This window comes from Streptomyces sp. NPDC052052 (assembly GCF_040680455.1).
GTDB lineage: Bacteria > Actinomycetota > Actinomycetes > Streptomycetales > Streptomycetaceae > Streptomyces.
Window position 1 is genome coordinate 24982 of the sequence record NZ_JBFAWU010000033.1, and the last position, 24920, is coordinate 49901.

Here is a 24920-nt window from a genome sequence, read left to right on the forward strand (position 1 = left end):
CAGGTGCTGCGGGGTGGGCGGGATCAGCCGCGCAGGGCCGCCGCCTCGCTCGCCAGCCGCTCCACTCGCGCCCAGTCCTTCGCCGCCACCGCGTCCGCCGGGACCATCCAACTGCCGCCCACGCAGCCGACGTTGGGCAGTGCCAGATAGGACGGCGCGGAGGCGGCCGAGATGCCGCCCGTCGGGCAGAACCGGGCCTGCGGCAGCGGCGAGGCGAGCGCCTTCAGATAGGCGGTGCCCCCCGCTGCCTGGGCCGGGAAGAACTTCATCTCGCTCACCCCGCGCTCCAGCAGCGCGACCACCTCGGACGTCGTCGAGACGCCCGGCAGGAACGGCACCCCCGACGCCTTCATCGCGTCCAGCAGCGTGTCCGTCCAGCCGGGCCCGACCAGGAACCGGGCCCCGGCCGCCACCGTGTCGGAGACGTTCTGTGCCGAGATCACCGTGCCGGCCCCGACGACCGCGTCCGGCACCTCGGACGCGATCGCCCTGATCGCGTCCAGCGCCGCGGCGGTGCGCAGCGTCACCTCGATGGCCGGCAGGCCGCCCGCGACCAGCGCGCGGGCCAGCGGCACCGCATCGGCCGCGTCCGCCAGGACGACGACGGGCATGACGGGGGCGAGGTCCAGCACGGAGGAGGGAAGCACGCGCTCATCCTGCCGCGTCCCACGCACCCTGCGCAAAGCGCGTTGCGCAGGGTGCAACGCATGACTCCGTCAGGTCAGTGGATCTCGTTCACCACGACATCGAGCGACCACGCCCGCCCCGCCCGTGCGGGGGCCTCCACCTCCACCGTGTAGCCGAGATCCCGCAGGACCTCCACCAACTCCACGGGCCCCTTCGGCCGCGCGCCCGCCAGCAGCAGATCGCGGACCATCCGGCCCTTCGTCGCCTTGTTGAAGTGGCTGACCACGGACCGCTTCTCGACCCCGTCCACCCACTGGGAGTGCAGCACCCGCACCCCCGCCGTGCGCTCCGCCACCTCACCCTTCGGCTTCCAGGCCGCGGTGTACGCGGAGGACCGCAGATCAAGGACGAGCCCGTCCCCGGCCGCCTCCGGCATCACCTCCGCCATCGGCCCGCGCCAGTACGCCCCGAGCGCCCCCAGCCCCGGCAGCTTCACCCCCATCGAGCAGCGGTACGAGGGAATCCGGTCGCCCACCCGCACCGCGCCCCACAGCCCCGAGAACACCAGCAACGACGTCCCGGCCCGCCGCTTCGCCGCCGCATCCAGGGAGGCCAGATCCAGGGCGTCGTACAGCACCCCGGTGTAGATCTCCCCGGCCGGACGCGTCCCCGCCGTCCGCAGCTCGACGTTCTTCGCTATCTCGCCCCGCAGCCCCTCGCTCAGTCCGAGCACCGTGCGCGCCTTCTCCTCGTCCGCCGCGCACAGCTCCACCAGCTCGTCGAGCACCGCGGCCCGCGCCGCCGCCAGGCCCGGCAGCGACAGCGACTCCGGCTTCAGAGGTGCCCCGCGCCCCGACGCGGCCTTTCCTTCGGAGGGCGGCAACAGCACGAGCACGGCGGTTCTCCTTCGTACGCACAGGCAAGCGGCCCGAGCAGGCCTTCGTACCAGCCTACGGGGACGCGCGCACCGCCCCGCCGCCCTCCCGAGCACCCGGGACGGGCCGCACCCTGCGGACTTGGCCCCGGCCCGGACCCCGCCACCACCCGGGATGCCGCCCGGCCCGCCCCGCCCTACGCTCGGTCCATGCCCCGCCGTCATCTCCATGTCACCGGGCCCGCCGAGACCCCCCTGAGGGCGGCCCTGCGCACGCTGCGCACCACACTCGAACTGCCCGACGGCTTCCCGCCCGACGTCCTCGCCGAGGCGGAGCGGGCGGCCGGCGCACCCACGGTGGCCCACCACGAGGACCTGACCGACCTGCCGCTCTTCACCATCGACCCGCCCACCTCGACCGACCTCGACCAGGCCATGCACCTCGAACGCCGGCACCGGGGCTTCCGCGTCCACTACGCCATCGCCGATGTCGCGGCCTTCGTACGCCCCGGCGGCGCACTCGACACCGAGGCCCACCGCCGGGTGACGACCCTCTACTTCCCCGACGGGAAAGTGCCCCTCCACCCCGCCCTGCTCTCCGAGGGCGCCGCCAGCCTCCTCCCCGGCCAGACCCGCCCCGCACTCCTCTGGCAGATCGACCTCGACCCCGAGGGCGGCGCCGTCGACACCTCGGTACGCCGGGCCCTCGTCCGCAGCCGCGCCAAACTCGACTACGCGGGCGTCCAACGGCAGATCGACACCGAAACCGCCGAAGAGCCCCTGGCCCTGCTCCGGACCATCGGACGGCTCCGCGAGGAGCAGGAGATCGCCCGCGGCGGCATCTCCCTCAACGTGCCCGAACAGGAGATCGTCGCCCGCGACGGCGCCTACGACCTGGAATACCGCGCCACCCTGCCCGCCGAGGGCTGGAACGCCCAGATCTCCCTCCTCACCGGCATGGCCGCCGCCCACCTCATGGCCGAGACCGGCACCGGCATTCTGCGCACCCTGCCGGTCGCCCCCGACGGCGCCGTGGCCCGGCTCCGCCGCTCGGCCGGGGCGCTGCGCATCGACTGGCCGCACCATGTCCCGTACGCCGAGGTGGTCCGCTCCCTCGACCCGCGAAGGGCGGACCACGCCGCGTTCCTCCAGGACTGCACCACCCTGCTGCGCGGCGCCGACTACACCGTCTTCGAGCACGGCGAACTCCCCACCCCCGCCGTCCACGCCGCCGTCGCCGACCTCTACACGCACTGCACCGCCCCGCTGCGCCGCCTCGTCGACCGGTACGCGGCCGAACTGTGCCTCGCCGCGGTCGCGGAACACGAACCGCCCGAGTGGGTCCTCGCCGCGCTGCCCGGCCTGCCGAAGGAGATGGCGGACGGCACCAGACGCGCCAACACGGTGGAACGCGAGTGCGTCGACGTGGTCGAGGCCGCCCTGCTCATGGACCGGGTCGGCGAGGTCTTCGACGCGTACGTGGTCGACGTGAAGGACCAGGAGCCCACCACGGGCACCGTCCACATCGAGACCCCGGCCGTCATCGCCCGGATCGAGGGCGGCACGGCCCGGCTCCCGCTGGGGGAGCGGCTGCGGGTCCGGCTCACCCAGGCGGATCCCGGCACGGCGAAGATCCTCTTCACGCCCGCGTGAGCGCGGCCGGGGCCGCGGCGGCCCCGGCCTCGGGGTGACACGGCGCACCGGTCACCCGTCCGCTTCTGACGAGCCCGCGCCCTCCTGCGCCACGGTCGAGGGAAGAAACCCGATCTCGCGGACGGCTGGTCCCACGATGTCCCAGGCTGGCGAGCGATCGAGGAAAGGGCGTGGCATGACCGCCAGGGCACATGAGCCGCTCGCGCAGGCAGAAGTTCTTCTGGAGGGCTTCCTGGCCCTGGATACGCCGGAGGGCTTCCGGGCCGAGCTGATCGAGGGCGACATCGTGGTGACGCCGCCGCCGGACGGGGATCACGAGGACTGCATCGGGCTGGTCCTGGACCAGGTGATCAGGCACGCCCGGACCGACATGGACTTCTCCGGGAACAAGGGGCTGAAGCTGAGCAGCGGCGGACGCTGCCCCAAGAACCACGTCATTCCGGACGGCACCTTCGCCCCCACCGAACTGCGTCTGTACCGGGGCGCGGATCCGTGGATGCCCTGCGCAGGGGTGGCCCTCGTCGTCGAGGTCACCTCGTCCAAGCTCCGGGTCGACCGCGCGGACAAGCGTCACTGCTACGCCCGCGGCCCCATCCCCCTCTACCTCTTGGTAGACCGCGAGGAGTCCTCGGTGACGCTGTTCAGCGACCCCGAGGGCGACGACTACCGACAGCGCTGCACGGTTCCGTTCGGCAAGAAGCTCTCCCTTCCCGAGCCGTTCGGCTTCGAGCTGGGCACCGCGGACTTCGTCTGAGTCACCCCGCCCCGCCGGGTAGCATGGTCGACACGGCAGACGAGCCGGGCGGACGGCCGCGTGGGGATCCTCGGATCTCCCCGAGGAACGTCCGGGCTCCACAGGGCAGGGTGATGGCTAACGGCCACCCGGGGTGACCCGCGGGACAGTGCCACAGAAAACAGACCGCCGGGGACTTCGGTCCTCGGTAAGGGTGAAACGGTGGTGTAAGAGACCACCAGCGCCTGAGGTGACTCAGGCGGCTAGGTAAACCCCACCCGGAGCAAGGTCAAGAGGGGCCGCCGCAAGGCGACCCTGCGCGAATGTTCGAGGGCGGCCCGCCCGAGTTCGCGGGTAGACCGCACGAGGCCGGCAGCAATGCCGGTCCTAGATGGATGGCCGTCTCCCCGGCCGCCGCGAGGCGACCGGGTGACAGAACCCGGCGTACAGCCCGACTCGTCTGCCGCTATCCGCGGCTTTGCCCCAGGCAAACCCGGCCATGGGGGAGGCCCTCACCAAGGACCCGGCGGCCTATCCGTTCACGGTCGCGGACCCCTACCTGGGGTCTGAGGGTGTGTGGACGCTGTCCGTGGGTGTCCTGCTCTCAGCTCGCGTGTGCACTGGCGAGCACCAACCTCACCTGCCGATACTTCCAGAGCCTTGCGATGGAGGGTCTGCTTCCGCGCGTCCTGAGCCGCAGGAACCGGCATCACTCTCCCAGCGCCGCCTTGTGGGTGCTGGGCGCCGTCCAGCTGATCGTCATCCTCGGATGTGCCTTCGTGGGGGTGGATCCGTACCTCGAGGTCTCTCCGATCGGCTTCGGGCTCGCCGCCTTGGGCGCCACCAGCCTCCAGTGCTTGTGCTCCATCGCCGTCGTGCGGTACTTCCTTCGGCTCCCGAAGAGTGAGCGTTCCTTCTGGTCGACGTTTGTCGCCCCCGTGCTTGCCGCGGTCCTGCTTGCCGCGGCATTCGTGGTCGAGATCCATGCGTTCACCTACATCACGGGCTCCGACGAGCCCTATATGAGCTACGTGCCCTGGATCGTGCCGGCGGTTGCTGTCTTCGGCCTGTACTTCGGCTACTGGCTGCGCCGCAACCGTCCGGACCACTATGCGATTCTGTCCGGCGGTGACACCACGGAGGAGGCAGCGGAGATCCACCAGCGGCTGGTAGCGATGCGTGGACGCTCCAGCGTCTCGCCGGGTGTCCACGAGGCGACAACGGTATCTGATCCCGCCAAGACGAGTGGCGTCGAGCACGACGCGGTGCGTCTGGGTTCCGAGGACGCGAGCTGAGTTCCGTAACTGCTGGTCGCAGATGAGGTGATCAGGCTGTGGCTCGACGCGGGCGCTCGGATCAGAGTGTGATCCGGACGCTCGCAGCAACCGACAGGCGAGAGGCGACGACTGGGCGGATCGATCCGATCACAGCCACCAGGCGGTCAGCCGTCGGCCAGGGCCATGAGGAACCGGGTCTCGGCGTCGTCCCGCCCCGCGCACATTCGGGGAACCGCGGTGAGGGCGGTCAGGGCCCGGCACCAATCCAGTAGGCGATGAGCGGACAGGTCGGGAACCAGCGCCGCCAGCTCCTCGATCCTCTGCTCCAGCACGGCCGGATCCGTAACTCCTTCAAGCACCCAGTCCACAGCGTCGAAGTCCGGGTCGCCCCACGCTGGCCTCGGGTCGATCGCCACCAAACGGGCGCCCGGACCGGACAGCACGTTGGCCGGATGGAGATCACCATGCACGAGTCCCACAGGCCCACTGGCGGCGAGTTCCAGGGCCGCCGCCCGTGCCTGACCGAGCACCGACGGGGCAACCAGGCCGTTCGCGCGGGCCGCCGCCAGCCTGCGTCCAGTCAGGTCGAAGAGAAAGTCGATCCGGTGGGAGAGAGGCCGCAGTACCGAGTGTTCCCCTGGGGCGGCAGATGAGCCCCGCAGATCTCGCAGCAGGGCCGCGACCTCGGACACGTTCCAAACGAGCTGCCGCACCGGCACTCCGGGTTCCACGCTCTCCAGCAGCAGGGCCCCGGCCGCCAGGTCCTCTGCCAGCAGCGTGACCACCGACGGCGTGCCTGCCCAGGTCCGAAGGGCTTCGGCCTCCTCGCGGGCGATCAAGGGCTCCGGCGTGAGCTTCAGCCATACCGTGGCACCGGTGCCACGCCGCACGCAGCGGAACACCCGCGAGGTGCCTCCGCCACCCGCCGCAACGGGATCCAGATTCCATCGGGAAACGAGTTCATGGACGAGAGCCGGCAACTCGTCGCACCAGCCGAGCACATCAGCCCCGAACCGGACGACGAGCCGGTCCCGGACCTCTGGTGCGACGCAGGCCAACTCTCTCAACACGTCCCCCGCAGGTGGTCGATGCAGTTCTGCGCATCCTAGGAGCACGGTCCGTACAACGACTGTGTTCGTTCATGGAGCTCGGTCGTCGTCGCCACATCCGAACGCCGGATCGAGGCCGGCGGCGTGGGGCAGTCCGCCCCCGCCCCCGCCCCCGGCCAGGACTGGAGGGAAAACTTCGGTCCCATGGGTCCGGAGCGGATACGGGGGCGGTCCCTTTCGGGCATCAAACCCTCTGCCACGGCAGGCAAGTTGATTCGCTGATGGACCGTGGAGTTCGATGCCGGGACCGGCATCGCCTTTTCCCGGTTTCCGGTACCACTCGCCCCGGGAAAAGGTCACCCTTGATGACCCGGACATCTTCGAGGGAGTGCCATGTCTGTGAACGAAGCCGACGGGACAGGTCTGACGGACCGCCCCGACCTCAGCCACTACCCCACGACCGCAGGACGCGCCTCGGCCCCCGGGCCCGACGACCTCACCGTGTCCTTCTTCGGTACCTCCAGCATGCTGATCAGGGCCGGGAGCACGGCGCTGATGGTCGACGGGTTCTTCTCCCGGCCCTCCTGGGCGCAGTTGGGCGACCCCATCGCCCCCGACCCGGCCGTGATCGATGCCTGTCTGGAACGGGCCGGAGTGCACGCCCTCGATGCCGTCGTCTGTGTCCACTCGCACTACGACCATGCCCTCGACGCGCCGCTCATCAGCGCCAAGTACCGTGCTCCGCTGATCGGTTCGGGATCGACAGCGAACATTGGGCGCGGCTACGGCCTGCCCGAAGACCTGCTGCGCACCGTCAGGGACGGCGAGTCGCTCGCCTTCGACGACTTCGAAGTCACCCTGATCGAGAGTGTGCACTGCCCCGGAGACCTCGCCCCGGGACGGGTCGAGCAGCCGGTGGTCCCGCCCGCCCCGTTCTCGGCCTGGCAGACCGGCGAGTGCTGGTCGCTGCTGGTGCGTCACGCATCGGGAACCACACTGGTCCAGGCGAGCGCGAACTTCGTACCTGGCAAGCTCTCCGCGCACTCCGCCGACGCCGTCTACCTGGGCGTCGGCATGCTGGGGCAGCAGCCTTCGGAGTTCCGTGAGGCGTACTGGAACGAAGTGGTCGGGGCCACGGGTGCCCGCGCGGTCTTTCCTGTCCACTGGGACGACTTCGCCACCCCGCTCCTCGGCGGCCCGCTGCCGGCCATGCCCACGATGCTGGACGACGTCGTCCCGGCCATGGACTTCGTCTTCAAGAAGGGCGAGGCCGACGGAGTGACGGTGCTCCTGCCGGAACCGTGGACACCGTTCGCCCCGTTCGCCTGACGGGCCGACACCGTAGGTGTGGCGTGTGACCGCCGTCGGCCGTTCGCCCGCCCCGCCCGGAGGCGGGCGAGGGCGGCCTCGCTGACGCCCGGACCGGGAGCGTGCCGAGTGCCACGGATTCCTCAGCGGGCTTCACTCGACCCCTTCGCGTCGAACGCTTGGGTGACGGCAAGGCTGTCTTCGTACACATGATGCCGGGTGACAAGCCCGTTTTCGACGGTGAGGTGCAGAGCGAACCGAGCGCGATAAGCGCGTCCGGTGGAGCGAGCGGTCTGACGGATCTCGCCGAGCACGATCGCGTCACGGCCGTCGACGAAAATGCGCTCGATCTCGGTCGCCGCGCGCTCAGGCGCATGGTGCTCGGCGAGATCGCGGAAGTGGGCGGCGGCATCGGCGCGGGTTGAACGGTGACGGATCCATGGGGTAGCGGCCCGACCGTGCTCGGCCTCCGGCCAGTCCAGCTTCCAGTCGACCTGCTCGGCATACATCTGAGCGATGCTCTCGGGATAGCCCGCACCGATCCGGTGCAACAGCTCCTCCACGACAGCACGGGTGGCCGCGGGTGCGTCTATGGGCACTCATCACTCCGATCTCATGTCCTTGTCCGGCTGACGCGGCGCGATCAGCATTCTGGCCCGCGCCGCCAGATCACTGTCACTGGCTCCCCGTATCGAAACGGGGTGCCAGGACGCAATTTTGCTCAGCGTACATGGAGGGAGATGGCCCAGTCAGGATGCGAGAAAACGTACAACACCCGTGATATTAGACCTAGTTGAGACTGACGCATGACCCTCGGGGGAGTCGGGGGAGTCGGGGGAGTCGGGGGCGGGGTCGGACCGGTGTACTGAGCCGTGCTCTCCATCATGGCCGTCGCCTTCCCGGGGCCGAAGCCCCTGATCTCGGATGCCCCTCACAGTGGATCAGGCCCAGTCGTGGGCAACTCCCCCCTGACACCCGTGTGACGGCCGGTCGAGGGCTGCGCCGGGCGCGTTCGTGAGGCACGATCTTGTCCAGTCACTCCTCGGGAAGGGTTCTCCATGTCCGATCGTGCCCATGGCAACAGTGGGTCGCTGCTCGCGGTGAGCGACCTTCACGTCGGAATCGCGGACAACCGTCCCCTCGTCGAGTCCCTGCGGCCGGACTCGGACGAGGACTGGCTCATCGTCGCCGGAGACGTCGCGGAGAAGGTCGAGGAGGTGGAGCGGGCGCTACGGCTGCTCGTGAGCCGCTTCTCCCGGGTGATCTGGACCCCGGGGAACCACGAACTGTGGACGACCACCCACGACCCGGTCCAACTGCGGGGCCGCGAACGGTATGAGCATCTGGTCGAGGTGTGCCGCGGACTCGGGGTGGCCACTCCGCAGGACCCGTACCCGGTGTGGTCCGGCCCCCAGGGGCCGGTGGCCGTCGCGCCCGTGTTCCTGCTGTACGACTACAGCTTCCGGGCACCGGGCACGACGACCAAGGAGGAGTCCCTCGCCTACGCGCACGAGACGGGAGTGGTGTGCACCGACGAGTATCTGCTGCACCCCGACCCGTACCCCAGCCGAGACGCCTGGTGCCGGGAGCGGGTGGCGGAGACCGAACGGCGTCTGGCCGCCCACGACCCGGAGATCCCGCTGGTCATCGCCAGTCACTGGCCCCTGGTCCGCGAACCGATGGACATCCTGACCTACCCCGAGTTCGCCCAGTGGTGCGGCACCGAACTCACCGCCGACTGGCACCGGCGCTTCAACGTGGCCGCCATGGTCTACGGCCATCTGCACATCCCCCGCACGACCTGGTACGACGGGGTGCGCTTCGAAGAGGTGTCGATCGGCTATCCCAGGGAGTGGCGCAAGCGGGGCCACCCCAAGGGGCTGCTGCGGCGGATCCTTCCGTACGACGACAGCGGCGTCACCGCGCCGGGGGCGGCCGGCGACGGGCTGGCACGGTGATCACATCAGGCGTCCGGACCCGTTCGGCCGCACACCTGCCGCTCTCAGCAGGATCTGCTCGCGCTCGGGCGTGATGCCCTGGGCCTCCCGGCCCGTGCGACTCTCGCCGAACGCCTCGTCGAGCCCGCCGGGGCCGAACAGCCAGGTGGCGGTGGAGTGGATGGATTCCTCGATGGGGCGGCAGTGCAGGCCCGCGGCTATGGCCTTGGCTGAACTGGGCTTCCAGACCGCTGCCGTCTCCCCTTCCCGCGGGGCCCACAACGGAAGCTCGGTCCAGACCTTGACCTCGTGCTCGGTCAGGATCTGATCGTCCACCCACTCCAGTTCTGCCTCGCCGTCGGTCTCTGCGACGCAGGCGCCCAGGAACCTCCCCCAGGTCGCGTTCGCGGGCGTACCGCTGACCAGGTACATCCCGGCGTCCTCGGCCTCGATCCGGTCCAGGCCAAAGATCGCGACATCACGGACATCGATCAGCTGCATCTCTCGGTCGGGCGCGCCTGGAGCGACCATCCGGCCGCCCTGGGCGGCGCGGCGCAGCCACCAGGTGAGACGTCGTGTGAGGTCATGCGGTCCGACGATGAGGCCGGGTTCAAGGATCAGTGTGCGCCCGGGGAAACCCTGCTCCACCGCCATCTCGCAGCCGGCCTTCAGCACCCCGTAGTCGCCGTCCTCCGGACCCGCGTCCTTGCTGCCGCGGTGACGGGGCGAGCTCTCGTCAACGGGCTCCGCAGGCCAGCCGGGACGGGCGTTGATCGAGGAGATGAACAGATACGTCGACGCGGACTCGGCCAGGGCTTCGACCGAGGCCCCGACGACGCGGGGAACGTAGCCGCACACATCCACAATCGCGTCCCAGGGGCCGGCCTCGGCAAGCCGCGCCAGATCCTGAGGGCGCTCCCGGTCGCCGCGCACAACTTCCACGCCGTTCAGGTCGGCGCAGGTCCTGCCTCGGTTGAACGTGGTCACCTCCCAGCCGCGTCGCAACGCCTCCTGGGCGAAAGCCCGTCCGAGGAACACTGATCCGCCGATCACCAGAAGTCTCATGCCGTCGAGTCTGCGTTCAGAACCTGGTGATCACACAGGAATACGCCGCAAGCAGACGCGTTACTCCGTGGGTGAACCGCCCTTGTTCCGGGCCGGGAGAAACGCACCTCGCACCCCCAGTTGCTCCTCAGAGGATCGGCGGGCGACCCAACCGGGTCATACGCCACACCGTCCGCCACTTCATCGGCCCGCGTGGGCCGCACGGTGTCCGCGCACCCTCGGCGAAACCGCCCCACCACGCCTTCACGCCTGTCAGAGACCGCATCCGCACCATGGTGAGAAGGATCCACACACCGAGATAGACGGGAATCAAAGGGATCGGCAGTCGGCGACGGGCCAGCCAGACCCGGTTCCGGGCGGTGAACCGGTAGTAGACCGCATGCCGGGCAGGGGACGTCTTCGGATGCTGGAGGACGAGCTCGGGTTCGTAAAGGATCTTCCAACCCGCATCAAGCGCACGCCATGCCAGATCGGACTCCTCATGCCCGAAGAAGAACTCCGCCGGCCACAAGTCGATCTGTCGCAGCATGGGCATCGAGAAGGCGTGTCCTCCTCCGAGGAAGGCGGTCACCAGGCCGCGGCGCATCGGATCGTCCGCGCGTAGCCGGGGCACCCAGCGTCGTTCCGTATGGCCGTGTTCGTCGGCGACCCGGAAGCCGATGATCCCCAGCTCGGGGTCCTTTGCGAAGAGTTGCCGCACCGTGCGGAACACGTCGTCGACGATGAGCAGGCCGTCGTCGTCCAGTTCGATGACAACGTCGACCTCGCCCGAGTCACGCAGCATCTTCAAGCCGACGTTGCGGCCGCCGGGACAGCCCAGATTCTCATCGAGCGGCATCTTCGTGGCGCTCGTCGCGACCTCGGTGAGGGGCGTCGCATTGCCCACCAGAACCACTCGCGTCGCAGGGACATCCTGCTTCTCCACCGAAGCGAGCAGAGCCTCCAGCTCCCGTGGGCGAGTGCCCATGGTGACGATGACAACTCCGATGCGCGGCATCGACATGGCGGAAAACTCCCGTGGTCGGCAGAGCACCGATGCTAGTGCCGTGGCACCAGCGCTGTTGCGAAAGTAGATCTAGGGCAGTGACCACATGCCGTGGGGCGTGGTGATCTGACACGCGACCAGTGGGCTCGGCTGGAACCGTTGCTGCTGCAGGGCGTCAAGCCAGGTCGTCCGCGGGTGTGGAATCGGCGGCAGTTGATGGGCGGCATACGGTGGCGAACCCGGACCGGTGCCTCGTGGCGGGATGTGCCCGAGCGGTATGGCCCGTGGGACCGGGTATACGACCTGTTCCGACGCCGGCAGCGGGACAGCCCCCGGGCCGGAATCGTCACCCAGCTCCAGGCTGAAGCGGACGCCAGCTGGCTGATCACCTGGGACGTAAGCGTTGACTCCACCGTCTGCCGGGCCCGCCAGCACGCCACCGGGGCGGCGAAAAGGGGAACCTGCAGAAAGGAGCCGCCCGGCGGAGAGACCGTCGAGTCGGCTGACCATGCACTCGGACGCTCCAGCGGCGAACTGACCACCAAGATCCACCCGCGGTGGAGCAGGGACAAAAGCCTCTCTCGGCCGTTATCACCGCTGGGCAGCGCGGTGACTCGCCGCAGTTTGAGCCTGTCCTGGAAGCGTCAATGAGTGGCTGTGACCGGGATTTCGCGGAGCAAAGCTGACCTGCGCCCAGGTGGAGCCGAAACATCCGAATGCGAGATCACCCGGCAGGCCGGGCGATAGAGTCCGCCCGTGCGTTGATCTTCCGTGCGGCGGCCAAGCACCGCTGCAGACGGTGCGGGCGCCTCAGGTGAGCCGGGGTGCCCGCCTGGCATACCCGTCACCACATCACCGGAGATCACGCAATGACTGCTCAGGAACACCTCGCCTACGATGCGTTCGTCGAACTCGCCGCCGCTGATCCGGCTGTCCTCGGCCTTGTTCTCAAAGGTTCCCAGGCCCACGAAGGCATGGCCACCGAGCACTCCGACCACGACCTGTACGTCGTCCTCGTCGACGGGGCGACAACGGAACTCACCCGGTTCACGGGGCACCGCACCCCAGAACTCGACCTCGTCATCCTCTCTCTCGACGAGTTCCGCGCCGCCGGAATGCCCGGCTTCGAGCGGTACGCTCTCGCCCGAGCCCGGATCGTGCTCGACCGGCTCGACGGAGTCATCGCCCAGATCCAGGCCGACAAGGCACGGCTCGCTGCCGACGAAGCCTTCCACGAGGCAGACGCATGGCTCGACGCCTACGCCAACTCCCTCTACCGCTCGGTCAAGAACGACCGCGATGGACATGCCCTCGCGGCCCGACTTGACGCCGCCGACAGCACCAGGTTCCTGCTGGAGTTGCTCTTCGCTCTGGACCGACGCCCCCGCCCTTACAACAAGTACCTGGAATGGGAACTTGCCCGATTCCCACTGCCTGGCTGGGATACCGAGCTGCTGCTCGGCGCTGCGAACCACATCTCAGTAACGGGCGACGTATCCACACAACGTCGCCTCTTCGCCCAGGTCGAAGCAGCGGCCCGGCGGGCCGGGCACGATGCGGTGCTGGATGCATGGGGTGAGGACTTGCACCTCATGCGACCTCGGTAGGGACGCCCCGGGAGCCCAGGCGCCATCACTCTTGCTGCCCGGAGCTTTCACAGCAGGCCTAGTGCCGCGCGGCGTGGCCAGCTCCGGGCGCAGGCATGTGTGTGGCGTGCCCCTGCTCGTCAGTCGGCTGCGCCGGACTGGCTGGGTACCGAATCGAGGGTGCCGAGGAGGCGCTCGCCCCGGTCCTCGGCCATGTCGAGGGTGGCCAGCACCGCCGGGGTGGAGATGCTCGGCAGTACGTAGTGCAACAGGACCGATGTCCGTCGGCCCAAGTCCTTGCGCTTGCACAGGACTTGGGACATCGTCTGGATGCCGGAGAAGGATCCCGCCAGCATCTCCGCGGTCTCGCGAGGGTGGACGTGCGGGAGGAGTTCGCCCTGGTCCTTCGCGGCGTGCAGCAACTGTTCGAGCCGGTCGATCCAGGCGCGGAACGGTGCCCCGCGGTCGATCCCCTCCACGCCCTGGTCCATGGCCAGCCCGACACTGGCGCGCACCAGTGGTTCATGGCGGAGCCGGTGGGCGAGCAACATGCCCTGGTCGACGAGTTCCTGAAGCTTCGTCAGCTGCGGTGGAAGCGGGACAGTGTCCAGCTGTACGTCCATCACCCCGAGTGCCAGGTCTTCCTTCGAGGTGAAGTGGAAGTACAGAGCTCCCTTGGTCACCCCGGCCCTCGTGAGGATCTCACTGATGGTTGCGCTGCTGTAGCCGCGTTCGTCGAATACAGCGGCGGCGGCCACCAGGATGGACCGCCGAGTGTGGATCGCGCGCGCCTGCTGTGCCATCAGCTACGAGTCTCTCTCGGTCGTGGCGTGGTCAGTGCCACCGGAATATGGCTGGATAGGAAACCGGACTGTCAGTATCTTACTGCGAGGACGGGTCCGCCCTCCCGGCATGGATCCTCGGGGAGGAAGAACGCATGGTTCAGTTCACCTCGCACTGCGCTTCATCGCTCGTCGAGGACGCCGGCCTCACCGTACGCACCGGGACCTCCGAGGCGGAGGGCGCGGCGCCGCGAGGCGGACACGGGAAGTCGGGATTTCCGCGACATCTCGTCCATCGGACCGATCCGGAGGACGTCTTTCCCACCGGCTGGATGGCGCAGACCGACACCCAGTTCTCGGTGTCGGCCCGTTGGCCGCGGGCGCACCGCTTCTTCACCCCCGTGTCGGGCCGTCACCAGGATCCGTTGCTGATCGCGGAGACCATGCGGCAGACCACCATGCTCCTGGCGCACGGGGCGTTCGGCGTCCCGGTCGGGGACCACTTCGTGATGTGGGAACTGGCGTATGTCTCCGAACCCGACCGGCTGCTCCTGGGTCAGGAACCCTGGGACATCACGGTGGACGTGGCCTGCTCCCGGATCCGGCGGCGCGGCGGGAGCATCGGCTCCCTGCATGTCGAGCTGCTCCTGCACCGCCTCGGCACCGTCCTCGCTCGCGGCGGCGGGCGCATCAGCTGCACCTCGGCCAAGGCGTACCACCGGCTGCGGGGCGACCGGCAGGGCGTGATCGGTGCTCCGATACCCCTCCTGCCCGCCGTCGCGCCGGCCGAGGTGGGCAGAACCGATGAAGGCGATGTCGTGCTGGCGCCGGGACCGCGGCGGGGCGTATGGCAGCTGCGGCTCGACACCGGGCATCCGACCCTGTTCGCCCGGCCCAACGACCATGTGCCGGGCATTCTGCTGCTGGAGGCGGCCCGGCAGGCGGCTGTTGCCGTCACCCCGGGCCACGCCTTCCTCCCGGCGTCGGTGCGGACCGACTTCCTCCGGTACGTGGAACTCGACCGCCCCTGCTGGATCGAGGCCCGGTCCGTCCCCTCCGGTGACCGGGCGGTGGTCAGGGTGCAGGTATCGGCGACCCAGGACCGCACGCAGGTCTTCACCTGCACGCTGGACTCCCCGGCCAACGGGCTTGACGTGGTGGGGAATCGGGAGAGCCGGACCGACGACCGGGACCAGGAACGGTCATGACACCGCGCGTACTCATCACCGGCGCGACCGGGTTCGTGGGCAGCCATGTGGTGGCCGCGGCCCGGACCGTCCCCGGCCTCCGGCTGCGTCTGATGACCCACCGGGCGGTCCTCGGTGCACCGGCGGCGGAAGATGCCGGGAGCGGCATCGAGACGGTGTACGGGGATCTCGCCGACCCCACGACGCTGCGCGGCTGTTGCGAGGGCGTGGATGCGGTGATCCACTGCGGATCCCGGATCGGGGGAGACGAACCGACCGCGCGGTCCGTGAACGTTCATGGAACCCGTGCGCTGGTCGACGAGGCGGACCGTTGCGGGGTCACCCGGATTGTTCACCTGAGCACCGCGTCCGTCTACGGCCGGGGCCCGTTCACCCGGCTGCGGCCCGGTGAGGCCGAGCCTCGGCCGGCCTCGGCCACCAGCCGGACCCGTGCCGCCGCCGAACAGCATGTCCTGGCCGCCGGCGGTGTCGTCGTCCGCCCGCACCTCGTGTACGGGGCCGGGGACCGCTGGGTCGTTCCCGGACTGGTCGGGCTGCTCCGTCTGCTCCCGGGCCAACTGACCGGATGCGACACCCGGCACTCGATGATTGACGTGGGAACGCTGGGCCGGGCGCTGCTCGGTGCGGCGCTCTCCCCGAAGGACCTCGCCGGGGTCTATCACGTCAACCATCCCGAACCGGTGAGCTGTTCACAGCTGCTGGCCACGGTCGTCGACGTACTGCGGCTGCCCCGGGCGGCCCCCGGCGTCGATGTGGACACGGCCCGCGAACGGCTCGCCGACGTCCCGTACGCGCTGCACCACCTCGGCATGCTCGCCGTGGACCACTGGTTCACCGATGACCGGGTCGGTGAGGACTTCGGCTGGGAGCCCGGCGAGGCGTTCCCGGTCGCGTTCGCCCGGCACGCGGCGTGGTACCGCCGGCACCTCGCCGGATGACCTGCCGCGGCACTGGTCAGCCCTCGATGCGGGTACCGGTACCGCTCACCCGCACCCGCACGTCGTCCGACCGCAGTTCCACCGTGAGCGTGCCGGGACGCCCCAGGTCCTCGCCCTGGTGGAGGGTGAGGGTCGCGGTGTCCGGGACGAGTCCCAGGGCGCGTGCATAGGCCCCGAAGGCGGCCGCAGCCGCGCCGGTGGCGGGGTCCTCGACCACACCGCCGACCGGGAACGGGTCGCGGACATGGAAGACGGTCGACGACGACCGCCACACCAGCTGCAGCGTGGTCAGGTCCAGCCGGTGCATGAGTGCCTCGAGGCGCGCGAAGTCGTAGTCGAGGTCCGCGAGTCGCTCGCGGGTCGCGGCGGCCACCACCAGATGGCGGGCGCCCGCGTAGGCGATCCGGGGCGGCAGGGCCGGGTCGAGATCACCGGCCGGCCAGTCCAGGGCGGCCAGCGCCTCGGCCAGGTCGTCCGGGGCGATGTCCATGACCTCCGGGGCCACACTGGTGAGCGTGGCGCGGAGTTCGCCGCCTTCCCGGGCGACCGTGACCGGGACGGGGCCGGCGGACGTGCGGAACACCAGATCGCCGGGGCCGTCGCGCTCCGCGAGGGCGAGGGCCGCCGCCACGGTGGCGTGGCCGCAGAACGGAACCTCGGCCTTCGGGCTGAAGTAGCGGATGGTGTACTCCCGGACGGCGGGCGGACCGTCGTGGCCCGGCTCGTTCCGCCCGGTCAGAAAGGCCGATTCGCTGTAACCCAGCTCCGCCGCGACGGCGAGCATCGCCGCGGCATCGAGACCGGAGGCGTCAAGGACGACACCGGCCGGATTGCCACCCGCCGGGTCGGCGGAGAAGGCGGTGTAACGCAGGATCTCGGTGCCTGAATTCTGGCTCATGCCGCAGGTCAACCTCGCCGCGCGCCGCGGCATTCCCGGTGCTTCGGCCTCCAGGCCTCGGCGGTGCGTGGCTCCGGTACCGCGGTCCGGACACGGCCCGTTGGGGGGGCGCACGGGAGCAAAGGAGCGCGTACGAGGGTCTGTTCGGCCGATCTCGGGGAAGGCCGTCACCTGTGATCGCGGCTTCCCTCACCTATGCGCGCTTTGCCCCGAGGATCCGATCCCGCCGCATTACTCACCCGCGCGACGCCGGAGCGACGCGAACACGACAACCGTTCGACGTGCTGGACCGGTGCACTGCGCATACATCACCAGTCAGGGAGGGACAGATGACGCACTCATCGCACCAGCAGGAGATGCGCGACGCCGCCAGGCACCTGGGACGCCGCCGCTTCCTCACCGTCACCGGTGCCGCCGCCGCACTCGCCTTCTCGGTCAACCTGCCGACCGCGGGTGCCGCGAGCGCCGCGGAGCTCGACGGCCGGAAGATCGGCGAGGACCCCTTCACCCTCGGTGTCGCCTCGGGCGACCCGCTGCCCGACTCGGTCCTGCTGTGGACGAGACTCGCACCGCGCCCCTACGAGAGCGGCAGCGGACTTCCCCGGGCCAGGTTCCAGGTGCGCTGGGAGATCGCCCGCGACGAGCGGTTCTCCCGGGTCGTGCGGCGCGGATCCACCACCGCCCACCCGGAGTTCGACCACAGCGTCCACGTCGAGGTCAAGGGCCTCGAACCGGACCGCGTCCACTACTACCGCTTCCGCGTCGGGACCTGGACCAGCCCCGTCGGCCGGACCCGCACCGCACCCGCCCGCGGCGCCCGCAACAGCACACTGAGCCTGGCCGCCGTCTCCTGCCAGGCCTACCACGACGGCTACTTCACCGCCTACCAGCACCTCGCCCAGGAGGACGTCCACGCCGTCTTCCACCTCGGCGACTACCTCTACGAGTACGCCGTCAACGCGGCCGGCGGGGCCCGCCGGTACACCGACCGGACGCTCCCCGCCCACTTCAACACCGAGACGATCACGCTGGAGGACTACCGGCTGCGGTACGGCCTCTACAAGTCCGACCCCGATCTGCGCGCCGCCCACGCAGCGCACCCCTTCGTTGTCACCTGGGACGACCACGAGACCGAGAACAACTACGCCGGAAGCATCCCCGAGAACGACGTACCGCCGGAGGAGTTCCTGCTGCGCCGCGCCTCCGCCTACCGCGCGTACTGGGAGAACCAGCCGCTGCGCACCCCGCAGCGGCCCACCGGCCCGGACATGAGGCTCTATCGGCGCCTGCACTTCGGCAGCCTCGCCCAGTTCGACATCCTCGACACCCGCCAGTACCGCAGCGACCAGGCCTACGGCGACGGCTGGCAGAAGCCCGGACCGGAGTCCGAGGACCCCTCGCGCACGCTGACCGGCGCCACCCAGGAGCGCTGGCTGCTGAACGGATGGCGCACCTCACGGGCCCTGTGGAACGTCGTACCGCAGCAGGTCACCTTCGCCCAGCGGCGCGATGTGCCGGGCGACTCCTTCAAACTCTCCATGGACTCCTGGGACGGCTACCCCGCCTCCCGCGACCGGGTCCTGAAGGGCGCCGAGGCGGCCGGGATCGACAACCTGATGGTGCTGACCGGCGATGTCCACGTCGGCTACGCCTTCGACCTGAAGAAGGACTTCGACGACCCGTCGTCCCGCACCCTGGGCACGGAGATCGTCGCCACGTCCATCGCCAGCGGCAAGGACGGCTCGGACCGGCCGGGCAGCTGGAACAACCAGACGCAGGCCAACCCGCACATGAAGTTCTTCAACGGCCGCCGCGGCTACGCCCTCGTCACACTGGGCCGGCAGCAGGCGCGCGCCGACTACCGCACCGTGTCCGCCGTGACCACGCCCGGGGCGCCCGTCGCGACGGCCGGATCGTTCGTCACCGAGGTGGGGAACCAGGGCCTCACACCCGCGTGAGCCCCTGACGGCCGGGGCCGTCGGCCGGGTAGCGGACGCCGATGCGTTCACGCACCGCGTCGAGCGTCCGCATCACGGCCAGGGAACCGTCCAGCGGCACCAGGGGCGACTCCGTCTCGCCCGCGCGCAGCGCCCGCGCCACCTCGGCCTGCTCGAACTGCATGCCCCGCAGACCCCCGTCGATCGCCTGCGCGGTGAACTCCTGCGGATCGTGTCCCGCCCGGTGCAGCACGAACCGCTCCGGGTCGAAGAAGCCGTGCGGGAGATCGATCCGCCCCTTGGTGCCCGTGATCGAGGCGGTGCGCGGGGTGTCCGCGACGATCGAACAGCTCAGCAGCGCCGAGGCCCCCGCATCGGACCAGCCCAGCAGCATCGTGGTGTTCAGGTCGACGCCCTCGGGCGAGAGCAGCGCGTCGGCCTGCACCCGGTCCGGCTCGCCCAGCAGCAGATGGGCGAACGCCACCGGGTAGACCCCGAGATCCAGCAGCGCGCCGCCGCCCAACGCGGGGTCACGCAGCCGGTGTTCCGGACCGAACGGGCCCGTGATCCCGAAGTCGGCCTGCACGGTGCGGACTTCACCGATGGCGCCGTCCCGCACCAGTTCCGTCATGCGGCGGACGACCGGGTTGCAGTACGTCCACATCGCTTCCATCAGGAAGAGGCCGCGGTCCCGGGCGAGCTTCACCAGCTCGTCCGCCTCCCGCGCGTTGAGCGTGAACGCCTTCTCGCACAGCACATGCTTGCCGGCCTCCAGGCAGAGCGCGGCGGCTTCCCGGTGTGCCGAGTGCGGCGTGGCGACGTACACCACATCGACCTCGTCGTCGGCGACGAGATCGGCCCAGCTGCCGTACGCCCGGGGTATCCCGAACCGCTGCGCGAACGCCGCGGCCGAGGCCTCGGTACGGGACGCGACGGCCACCACCTCCGCGCCCGGCAGCGACCGCAGGTCCTCGGTGAACGTCGCCGCGATACCGCCGGTGGCCAGTACGCCCCACCGCACGGTTCCGTCCATGCCTGTCATGCCTGCTCCCCACCAAGGTTCCGACCAGCCCGCCGAGCTGAGAGCATAGATGCACATTCAACGACACGGAGAGGGAGCATGCCGGAGAGCGACGCGAGCGGGGCCCAGCAGGGCAGCAGCCCCATACCGAGCACCGGGGCCGGGGCCCCGGAGTCACCGGCCACCGACACACCCACCGGACCCCGGGACGCCACCGCCGCGGCCCGGCGCACCGGCCTCTTCGTCACCCTGGTCCTCGCCGGCCTCACGGCACTGCCGCCGCTCTCGATGGACATGTACCTTCCGGCGCTGCCCGCGGTCACCGACTCCCTGCACGCCTCCGCCTCGACCGTCCAGCTCACCCTCACCGCCTGCCTCATCGGCATGGCGCTCGGACAGGTCGTGGTCGGACCGATGAGCGACCGGTGGGGGAGGCGCCGGCCCCTGCTCCTCGGCATGGTCGTCTACGTGGTCGCCACCGCGATCTGCGCCTTCGCCCCCACCCCGGAGCTCCTCATCGGCTTCCGCCTCCTGCAGGGACTGGCCGGTGCGGCGGGGATCGTCATCTCCCGGGCCGTGGTGCGCGACCTCTACGACGGCGTGGAGATGGCCCGGTTCTTCTCCACCCTGATGCTGATCTCCGGCGTCGCACCGGTCGTCGCGCCGCTGATCGGCGGACAGGTGCTGCGCTTCACCGACTGGCGGGGGGTCTTCGTCGTCCTCACCGTCGTCGGGGTGCTGCTCACCCTCGTCGTCTGGAAGGGGCTGCACGAGACCCTGCCGCCGCAGGACCGGCACACCGGCGGCATCGGTGACGCGGTACGCACCATGCGCGGGCTCCTCGCCGACCGGGTCTTCGCCGGCTACATGATCGCGGGCAGCCTCGCGTTCGCCGCGCTCTTCGCCTACATCAGCGCATCACCGTTCGTGGTGCAGGATTTGTACGGGGCCTCGCCGCAGACGTTCAGTCTGCTCTTCGGCCTCAACTCGATCGGCCTGACCGTCGTGGGCCAGATCAACGGCAAGCTGCTGGTCGGCCGGATCAGCCTGGACAAGGCACTCGGCTTCGGGCTCTCGGTCATCGTGCTGGCCGCGGTGGCGCTGCTGCTGATGACGGCCGGCGTCTTCGGGGACGTGGGCCTGGTTCCGGTCGCCACCGGCCTCTTCGTGCTGATGTCGGCGATGGGCCTCGCGATGCCGAACACCAACGCCCAGGCCCTGATGCGTACGAAGCACTCCGCCGGGTCCGCCTCCGCACTGCTCGGCACGTCGCAGTTCCTGGTCGGTGCCGTCGCCTCGCCGCTCGTCGGGATCGCGGGCGAGGGAACGGCCGTACCGATGGCAGTCGTCCAACTGGTGTGCGCGATCGGCGCGATGGCCTGCTTCCTGGGGATGTGCCGGCCCTGGCAACAGGCGTCCTGACGGGCCGGCCCGGGACCGTGCCTCAGTTCGCGCCCGGGTAGCCGATCAGATGCGGCCGGTCCTTCTCGTCCGTCCAGCGGAACAGGCCGACCCCCTCCGACGTCACCGCGCCCGGGACCAGTTGGTTGGACGGCAGCGCGCCGGTCGTGCCGCTCCTGATGGCCACCGCGACGGGCGCGCCGCCACCGGCCAGGACGTCCGCGGCGTTGCGTGCGTTGGCCGCGCCGTACGCCACACCTTCGTCGTCCACCGACACCAGCGTCAGCGGCCTCGTGCCGTCCGCCCCCTCGAAGCAGAACCCCTGTTTCGTCGACAGGTCGAAGGCGAGCGGCCCGGCCACCAGGAAATTGCCCGAGGGGGCCGCGACGAGCTGCGGGTACTGGCCCGGCTTGATCGCGGGCTTGCTGCACTCCACCGAGGCGAGCGGCTTGCCCGTCTCCAGATCGTGCACCGCCCACAGATCATGGGTCGCGGCACGCTTCGCGCCCTTCGCGAGCTGCCACTTGGCCAGGACCAGGCCCGGGAGCACCGACGTCGGCACCCCGCCGGCCCGGTCCGTGCCCGTGGGGGCGACATCGCGGCTGAACCAGCCGCCCTGCACCCAGAACTCCTTGGCCCCGCTGACCAGCAGCCCCTTCTCCGTCAGCCCGCGCACCTCGGTGAGCTGCCTGCACGTCGTGCAGCCCTTGGGGTACCTGAGCGCCGCGGCGGCGACCTTCGTCACCCGGCCGGTCACCGGGTCGACCACCGCACTGTTCGCCCGGCCGTCGCTGATGAGGAGGCCGGGGCCGGTCGCGGAGACCGTCGGCACCGAACCCCACGGCACCTCGATGCGCCGCCGGGAGCCGTCCGCCGCGTCGTAGACGTCCAGCGAGACGATGGTGTCGGCCGGTGTCAGCGCGTTCTCGCCGACCTTCCCGTACGCCCATGTCACGAAGTACTCGCGGTCGTCCGCGGTGACCGGGACCAGCTTCGGGAAGTGCTCCGGGGACGGGGGCCGCCAGGTCTCCCCGTGCCAGCCGGCCTCCCCGGTCCGGGAGTCGATGGTCCGCAGCTGGTACGTGCCGTCCGAGACCCGTACGAGGTAGGCGAGCAGGCCCGTCGCCCGGGAGAGTGCGTAGTCGGGCGAGGTGCCGATCAGCTCCCAGCCGCGCCCGGTCGCGAACGCGGAGGGGACGGTGAGCTGTGTCACCGCCGCCGCACTCGCCCTGACCTGCTTCTTCGGCCGGTCGGAGCTCTTCTCGCCGCTGCCGCACGTGGCCAGCAGGAGAAGCATGGCAAGCAGCAGAACTCCGCCGACCAGAACCAGGCGCACGATCTTCTGTCTCATGGTCCCCCTCGCTGGGCGATCCCGACCTCGCGCCGGTCAGCGTAGCAACTGACGGCGGAATCAAGGCAGTTCGTCACCAGAGCTTCAGATGCAGGTGGCAGGCCGGAAACCGGCGGCGCGTCCTTGCCTACAATTCGTCGGTGAACGCCACCCTCCCCACCGCGGAAGCCCTGCGCACGGCGCTGGCCGGACTGCTCGACGGACTGCCGCCCAAGCAGGCCGCCCAGGCCGTCGACCGGCTCATCGCCAACTACCGCGGCACCACCCCCACGGACGCCCCGGTCCTCCGGGACCGCTCCGACGTCGCCGCGTACGCCGCGTACCGGATGCCCGCGACCTTCGAAGCGGTACGGTCCGCCCTCGCCGCGCTCCGCGAGGCCGCCCCGGACTGGGTGCCCGCCACCCACACCGACATCGGCGGCGGCACCGGAGCGGCGAGCTGGGCGGTGGCCGGTGCCTGGGAGGGTCAGCGGACCACCGTCCTGGACTGGGCCGAGCCCGCACTCGCCCTCGGCCGCGAGCTGGCCGCCGCCTCCGGCATCCCCGCCCTGCGCGCCGCCGAGTGGCGCCGGGCCCGCATCGGCGCGGGCCTCGACCTCGCCCCCACGGACCTGATCACCGTCTCCTACGTCCTCAAGGAGCTGACGGCGGACGCCCGGACGCAGCTCGTCGACGCCGCGGCCGCCGCCGCGCAGGCGGTCGTGGTCGTCGAGCCGGGCACCCCCGACGGCTACGCCCGGATCATCGAGGCCCGCACCCGCCTGATCGCGGCCGGGCTGAAGGTCGCCGCGCCCTGCCCGCACGACGACACCTGCCCCATCGAGCCGGGCACGGACTGGTGCCACTTCGCGGCCCGGGTCAGCCGCTCCTCGCTGCACCGGCAGGTCAAGGGTGGTTCGCTGCCGTACGAGGACGAGAAGTTCAGCTACGTCGTGGCGACCCGCTTCGTGACCGAGCCGGTCCCGGCGCGGGTCACCCGCAAGCCGCAGATCCGCAAGGGGCAGGTGCTGCTGGACCTGTGCACCCGCGACGAGGCCCTCCGGCGCTCCACGGTCACCAAGCGGCACGGCGAGCTCTACCGGGCCGCCCGGGACGTCGCCTGGGGCGACGCGTGGCCGCCGCCCGGCACGGAGCCGTCCGGCGACTGAGGACGACCCCGGGCCGGTACCGGCCGGACCCCCGGCCGGCTACCCGCGGAGCTCCTGCGTGCAGCACTTCACGCTGCCGCCGCCCTTCAGCAGCTCACCCAGATCCATCGGCACGGGCTCGAAGCCGCGCGCCCGCAACGGATCGAAGAGCCCCGTGGCGGCCTGCGGCAGCAGCACATGGAGCCCGTCACTCACCGCGTTCAGACCGAGCGCCGCCGCGTCCGCCTCCTGGGCGATCAGCGCGTCGGGGAAGAGCCGCGCCAGCACGGACCGGCTGCCCGGCGAGAAGGCGCCCGGGTAGTACATGATCTCGTCGCCCGCGTCGTCGAGCACGGACAGGGCGGTGTCCAGGTGGTAGTAGCGCGGGTCGACCAGATCGAGCCCGATCACCGGCCGCCCGAAGAACTCCTGCGCCTCGTCGTGCGAGAGCGGACTGGACCGGAAACCCCGGCCGGCCAGGACGTACGACGCGGTGACCGCGAAGTCGCCCTCGCCCTCGTTGACGTGGGCCGGTTCGTGGATCTCGGTGAAGCCGTCGGCCCGGAACCACGCGAGATGGGCCCCGGCCTCCGCGTGCCGCTCCCGGTACGCGAACCGGGCGCCCAGCACCCGCCCGTCGATGACGGTCGCCCCGTTGGCGGCGAAGACCATGTCGGGCAGTCCGGGGCGGGGCGTGAGCAGGTCCACGGTGTGCCCGAGGGCGCGGTACCGGTCGCGCAGGTCCTCCCACTGGGTCTGGGCCAGGGGGAGGTCCACGGGCTTGCTCGGGTCCATCCAGGGGTTGATGGAGTACGTCACCCTGAAGTGCGTCGGAGCGCACATCAGGTAACGGCGAGGGGTGGCTTCACGAGGCAACGGGGTCTCCTCACGAATGAGCAGGGATCACCTGCCGGGGACGTCGCACGGGTGTGTGCGTGAGCTCATGGTCCGCTCTCCGGGGCCCCGTGCACAGTGATCCGATCGAGTGGTTCCGCACGGTGACGGGGCACGGCCCCCGGCAGTGTCCTGCGCGGCCCGGAGAGGCCTCGGGAGGCATCCCGCCGCATCCTGGAGACGTACCCGTCATTTCGTGACAAGGGCTGCGATAGTGCCCAGAGCGCTGCATGGTCACCCGTACCCCGCTTCGGCACTCGGGCCCCCCG

The 24920-nt window shown here is 70.4% G+C and carries 23 protein-coding genes and 1 other RNA gene; 13 read left to right on the forward strand and 11 right to left on the reverse strand.

The features are described 5' to 3' along the window. Positions 1 to 23: 23 nt before the first annotated feature. Both eda and yaaA read right to left on the reverse strand, forming a co-directional pair. On the reverse strand, positions 24 to 647 hold the full coding sequence (gene eda, locus AB0L71_RS30115) for a bifunctional 4-hydroxy-2-oxoglutarate aldolase/2-dehydro-3-deoxy-phosphogluconate aldolase (protein ID WP_365248953.1): 624 nt from the start codon (positions 645 to 647) through the stop codon (positions 24 to 26). Between the two features lie 74 nt (positions 648 to 721). Then, on the reverse strand, positions 722 to 1522 hold the full coding sequence (yaaA, locus tag AB0L71_RS30120; protein ID WP_365248956.1) for a peroxide stress protein YaaA: 801 nt from the start codon (positions 1520 to 1522) through the stop codon (positions 722 to 724). Between the two features lie 189 nt (positions 1523 to 1711). Between yaaA and AB0L71_RS30125 the strand changes: the two genes are divergently transcribed. The 4 genes from AB0L71_RS30125 to AB0L71_RS30140 all read left to right on the forward strand — a co-directional run bounded on the left by AB0L71_RS30125 (position 1712) and on the right by AB0L71_RS30140 (position 5182). Beyond that, positions 1712 to 3154, forward strand: a complete 1443-nt coding sequence (locus AB0L71_RS30125; RefSeq protein WP_365248959.1) for an RNB domain-containing ribonuclease — start codon at positions 1712 to 1714, stop codon at positions 3152 to 3154. Positions 3155 to 3329: 175 nt separating this feature from the next. Next, positions 3330 to 3908 (forward strand): Uma2 family endonuclease, encoded by a 579-nt coding sequence (locus AB0L71_RS30130; RefSeq protein WP_365248962.1) that lies wholly within the window; start codon positions 3330 to 3332, stop codon positions 3906 to 3908. A gap of 40 nt (positions 3909 to 3948) precedes the next feature. Next, positions 3949 to 4350: RNase P RNA component class A (gene rnpB, locus AB0L71_RS30135), an RNA gene on the forward strand. Positions 4351 to 4480: 130 nt separating this feature from the next. Beyond that, a complete protein-coding gene (locus AB0L71_RS30140; protein WP_365248965.1) occupies positions 4481 to 5182 on the forward strand; it encodes an amino acid permease in 702 nt (233 codons plus the stop codon). A gap of 146 nt (positions 5183 to 5328) precedes the next feature. Here AB0L71_RS30140 and AB0L71_RS30145 read toward each other — a convergent pair whose 3' ends face one another. Beyond that, the gene (locus tag AB0L71_RS30145) at positions 5329 to 6231 is read right to left on the reverse strand and encodes an aminoglycoside phosphotransferase family protein (RefSeq protein WP_365248968.1); all 903 of its coding nucleotides are present in this window, start codon (positions 6229 to 6231) and stop codon (positions 5329 to 5331) included. A 375-nt stretch (positions 6232 to 6606) separates the two neighbouring features. Here AB0L71_RS30145 and AB0L71_RS30150 point away from each other — a divergent pair, with 375 nt between their 5' ends. After that, a complete protein-coding gene (locus tag AB0L71_RS30150) occupies positions 6607 to 7542 on the forward strand; it encodes an MBL fold metallo-hydrolase (protein WP_365248971.1) in 936 nt (311 codons plus the stop codon). A gap of 122 nt (positions 7543 to 7664) precedes the next feature. On the opposite strand, the gene AB0L71_RS30155 is transcribed toward AB0L71_RS30150, so the two are convergent. Beyond that, entirely contained in the window at positions 7665 to 8120 is a 456-nt protein-coding gene (locus AB0L71_RS30155; RefSeq protein WP_365248973.1) for a nuclear transport factor 2 family protein, read from the reverse strand. Positions 8121 to 8579: 459 nt separating this feature from the next. Here AB0L71_RS30155 and AB0L71_RS30160 point away from each other — a divergent pair, with 459 nt between their 5' ends. After that, on the forward strand, positions 8580 to 9479 hold the full coding sequence (locus AB0L71_RS30160) for a metallophosphoesterase (protein ID WP_365248976.1): 900 nt from the start codon (positions 8580 to 8582) through the stop codon (positions 9477 to 9479). On the opposite strand, the gene AB0L71_RS30165 is transcribed toward AB0L71_RS30160, so the two are convergent. Then, positions 9480 to 10523: an NAD-dependent epimerase/dehydratase family protein gene (locus tag AB0L71_RS30165; protein WP_365248979.1), complete on the reverse strand. Its 1044-nt coding sequence runs from the start codon at positions 10521 to 10523 to the stop codon at positions 9480 to 9482. A 127-nt stretch (positions 10524 to 10650) separates the two neighbouring features. After that, a complete protein-coding gene (locus AB0L71_RS30170; protein WP_365248982.1) occupies positions 10651 to 11526 on the reverse strand; it encodes a glycosyltransferase in 876 nt (291 codons plus the stop codon). Between the two features lie 93 nt (positions 11527 to 11619). On the opposite strand from AB0L71_RS30170, the gene AB0L71_RS30175 reads away from it, so the two are divergent. Further along, positions 11620 to 12159: a transposase gene (locus AB0L71_RS30175; protein WP_365248985.1), complete on the forward strand. Its 540-nt coding sequence runs from the start codon at positions 11620 to 11622 to the stop codon at positions 12157 to 12159. Positions 12160 to 12377: 218 nt separating this feature from the next. Next, positions 12378 to 13115 (forward strand): hypothetical protein, encoded by a 738-nt coding sequence (locus tag AB0L71_RS30180; protein ID WP_365248988.1) that lies wholly within the window; start codon positions 12378 to 12380, stop codon positions 13113 to 13115. A gap of 119 nt (positions 13116 to 13234) precedes the next feature. Here AB0L71_RS30180 and AB0L71_RS30185 read toward each other — a convergent pair whose 3' ends face one another. Further along, complete coding sequence (locus tag AB0L71_RS30185; protein WP_365248991.1) at positions 13235 to 13897, reverse strand: ScbR family autoregulator-binding transcription factor; 663 nt, start codon at positions 13895 to 13897, stop codon at positions 13235 to 13237. A 134-nt stretch (positions 13898 to 14031) separates the two neighbouring features. On the opposite strand from AB0L71_RS30185, the gene AB0L71_RS30190 reads away from it, so the two are divergent. Further along, complete coding sequence (locus AB0L71_RS30190) at positions 14032 to 15084, forward strand: ScbA/BarX family gamma-butyrolactone biosynthesis protein (RefSeq protein ID WP_365248994.1); 1053 nt, start codon at positions 14032 to 14034, stop codon at positions 15082 to 15084. Further along, the gene (locus AB0L71_RS30195) at positions 15081 to 16022 is read left to right on the forward strand and encodes an NAD-dependent epimerase/dehydratase family protein (protein ID WP_365248997.1); all 942 of its coding nucleotides are present in this window, start codon (positions 15081 to 15083) and stop codon (positions 16020 to 16022) included. Before AB0L71_RS30190 ends, AB0L71_RS30195 begins: the two co-directional genes overlap by 4 nt. 16 nt (positions 16023 to 16038) lie before the next feature. Here the strand turns inward: AB0L71_RS30195 and AB0L71_RS30200 are convergent, their stop codons facing one another. Further along, the gene (locus tag AB0L71_RS30200; RefSeq protein ID WP_365249000.1) at positions 16039 to 16920 is read right to left on the reverse strand and encodes a PhzF family phenazine biosynthesis isomerase; all 882 of its coding nucleotides are present in this window, start codon (positions 16918 to 16920) and stop codon (positions 16039 to 16041) included. Positions 16921 to 17249: 329 nt separating this feature from the next. Between AB0L71_RS30200 and AB0L71_RS30205 the strand changes: the two genes are divergently transcribed. Further along, complete coding sequence (locus AB0L71_RS30205; RefSeq protein WP_365249003.1) at positions 17250 to 18878, forward strand: alkaline phosphatase D family protein; 1629 nt, start codon at positions 17250 to 17252, stop codon at positions 18876 to 18878. Here the strand turns inward: AB0L71_RS30205 and AB0L71_RS30210 are convergent. Then, the gene (locus AB0L71_RS30210; protein WP_365249057.1) at positions 18865 to 19890 is read right to left on the reverse strand and encodes a Gfo/Idh/MocA family oxidoreductase; all 1026 of its coding nucleotides are present in this window, start codon (positions 19888 to 19890) and stop codon (positions 18865 to 18867) included. The two genes, AB0L71_RS30205 and AB0L71_RS30210, sit on opposite strands and share 14 nt — an antisense overlap. Before the next feature lie 87 nt (positions 19891 to 19977). Here AB0L71_RS30210 and AB0L71_RS30215 point away from each other — a divergent pair, with 87 nt between their 5' ends. Beyond that, positions 19978 to 21300 (forward strand): multidrug effflux MFS transporter, encoded by a 1323-nt coding sequence (locus AB0L71_RS30215; RefSeq protein ID WP_365249006.1) that lies wholly within the window; start codon positions 19978 to 19980, stop codon positions 21298 to 21300. Between the two features lie 22 nt (positions 21301 to 21322). Here AB0L71_RS30215 and AB0L71_RS30220 read toward each other — a convergent pair whose 3' ends face one another. Then, positions 21323 to 22630, reverse strand: coding sequence for a hypothetical protein (locus AB0L71_RS30220; protein WP_365249009.1), 1308 nt, complete (start codon positions 22628 to 22630; stop codon positions 21323 to 21325). A gap of 140 nt (positions 22631 to 22770) precedes the next feature. Between AB0L71_RS30220 and AB0L71_RS30225 the strand changes: the two genes are divergently transcribed. Then, entirely contained in the window at positions 22771 to 23778 is a 1008-nt protein-coding gene (locus tag AB0L71_RS30225) for a small ribosomal subunit Rsm22 family protein (protein ID WP_365249012.1), read from the forward strand. 39 nt (positions 23779 to 23817) lie between these two features. Here the strand turns inward: AB0L71_RS30225 and ddaH are convergent, their stop codons facing one another. Then, positions 23818 to 24633, reverse strand: a complete 816-nt coding sequence (gene ddaH / locus AB0L71_RS30230; protein ID WP_365249015.1) for a dimethylargininase — start codon at positions 24631 to 24633, stop codon at positions 23818 to 23820. Positions 24634 to 24920: the final 287 nt, after the last annotated feature.

Coding starts and splice junctions, on each gene's coding strand:
- AB0L71_RS30125 (WP_365248959.1), top strand. CDS start 1,712: ATGCCCCGCCGTCATCTCCATGTCACCGGGCCCGCCGAGACCCCCCTG.
- AB0L71_RS30130 (WP_365248962.1), top strand. CDS start 3,330: ATGACCGCCAGGGCACATGAGCCGCTCGCGCAGGCAGAAGTTCTTCTG.
- AB0L71_RS30150 (WP_365248971.1), top strand. CDS start 6,607: ATGTCTGTGAACGAAGCCGACGGGACAGGTCTGACGGACCGCCCCGAC.
- AB0L71_RS30160 (WP_365248976.1), top strand. CDS start 8,580: ATGTCCGATCGTGCCCATGGCAACAGTGGGTCGCTGCTCGCGGTGAGC.
- AB0L71_RS30165 (WP_365248979.1), bottom strand. CDS start 10,523: ATGAGACTTCTGGTGATCGGCGGATCAGTGTTCCTCGGACGGGCTTTC.
- AB0L71_RS30170 (WP_365248982.1), bottom strand. CDS start 11,526: ATGTCGATGCCGCGCATCGGAGTTGTCATCGTCACCATGGGCACTCGC.
- AB0L71_RS30180 (WP_365248988.1), top strand. CDS start 12,378: ATGACTGCTCAGGAACACCTCGCCTACGATGCGTTCGTCGAACTCGCC.
- AB0L71_RS30185 (WP_365248991.1), bottom strand. CDS start 13,897: ATGGCACAGCAGGCGCGCGCGATCCACACTCGGCGGTCCATCCTGGTG.
- AB0L71_RS30190 (WP_365248994.1), top strand. CDS start 14,032: ATGGTTCAGTTCACCTCGCACTGCGCTTCATCGCTCGTCGAGGACGCC.
- AB0L71_RS30195 (WP_365248997.1), top strand. CDS start 15,081: ATGACACCGCGCGTACTCATCACCGGCGCGACCGGGTTCGTGGGCAGC.
- AB0L71_RS30200 (WP_365249000.1), bottom strand. CDS start 16,920: ATGAGCCAGAATTCAGGCACCGAGATCCTGCGTTACACCGCCTTCTCC.
- AB0L71_RS30205 (WP_365249003.1), top strand. CDS start 17,250: ATGACGCACTCATCGCACCAGCAGGAGATGCGCGACGCCGCCAGGCAC.
- AB0L71_RS30210 (WP_365249057.1), bottom strand. CDS start 19,890: ATGGACGGAACCGTGCGGTGGGGCGTACTGGCCACCGGCGGTATCGCG.
- AB0L71_RS30215 (WP_365249006.1), top strand. CDS start 19,978: ATGCCGGAGAGCGACGCGAGCGGGGCCCAGCAGGGCAGCAGCCCCATA.
- AB0L71_RS30220 (WP_365249009.1), bottom strand. CDS start 22,630: ATGAGACAGAAGATCGTGCGCCTGGTTCTGGTCGGCGGAGTTCTGCTG.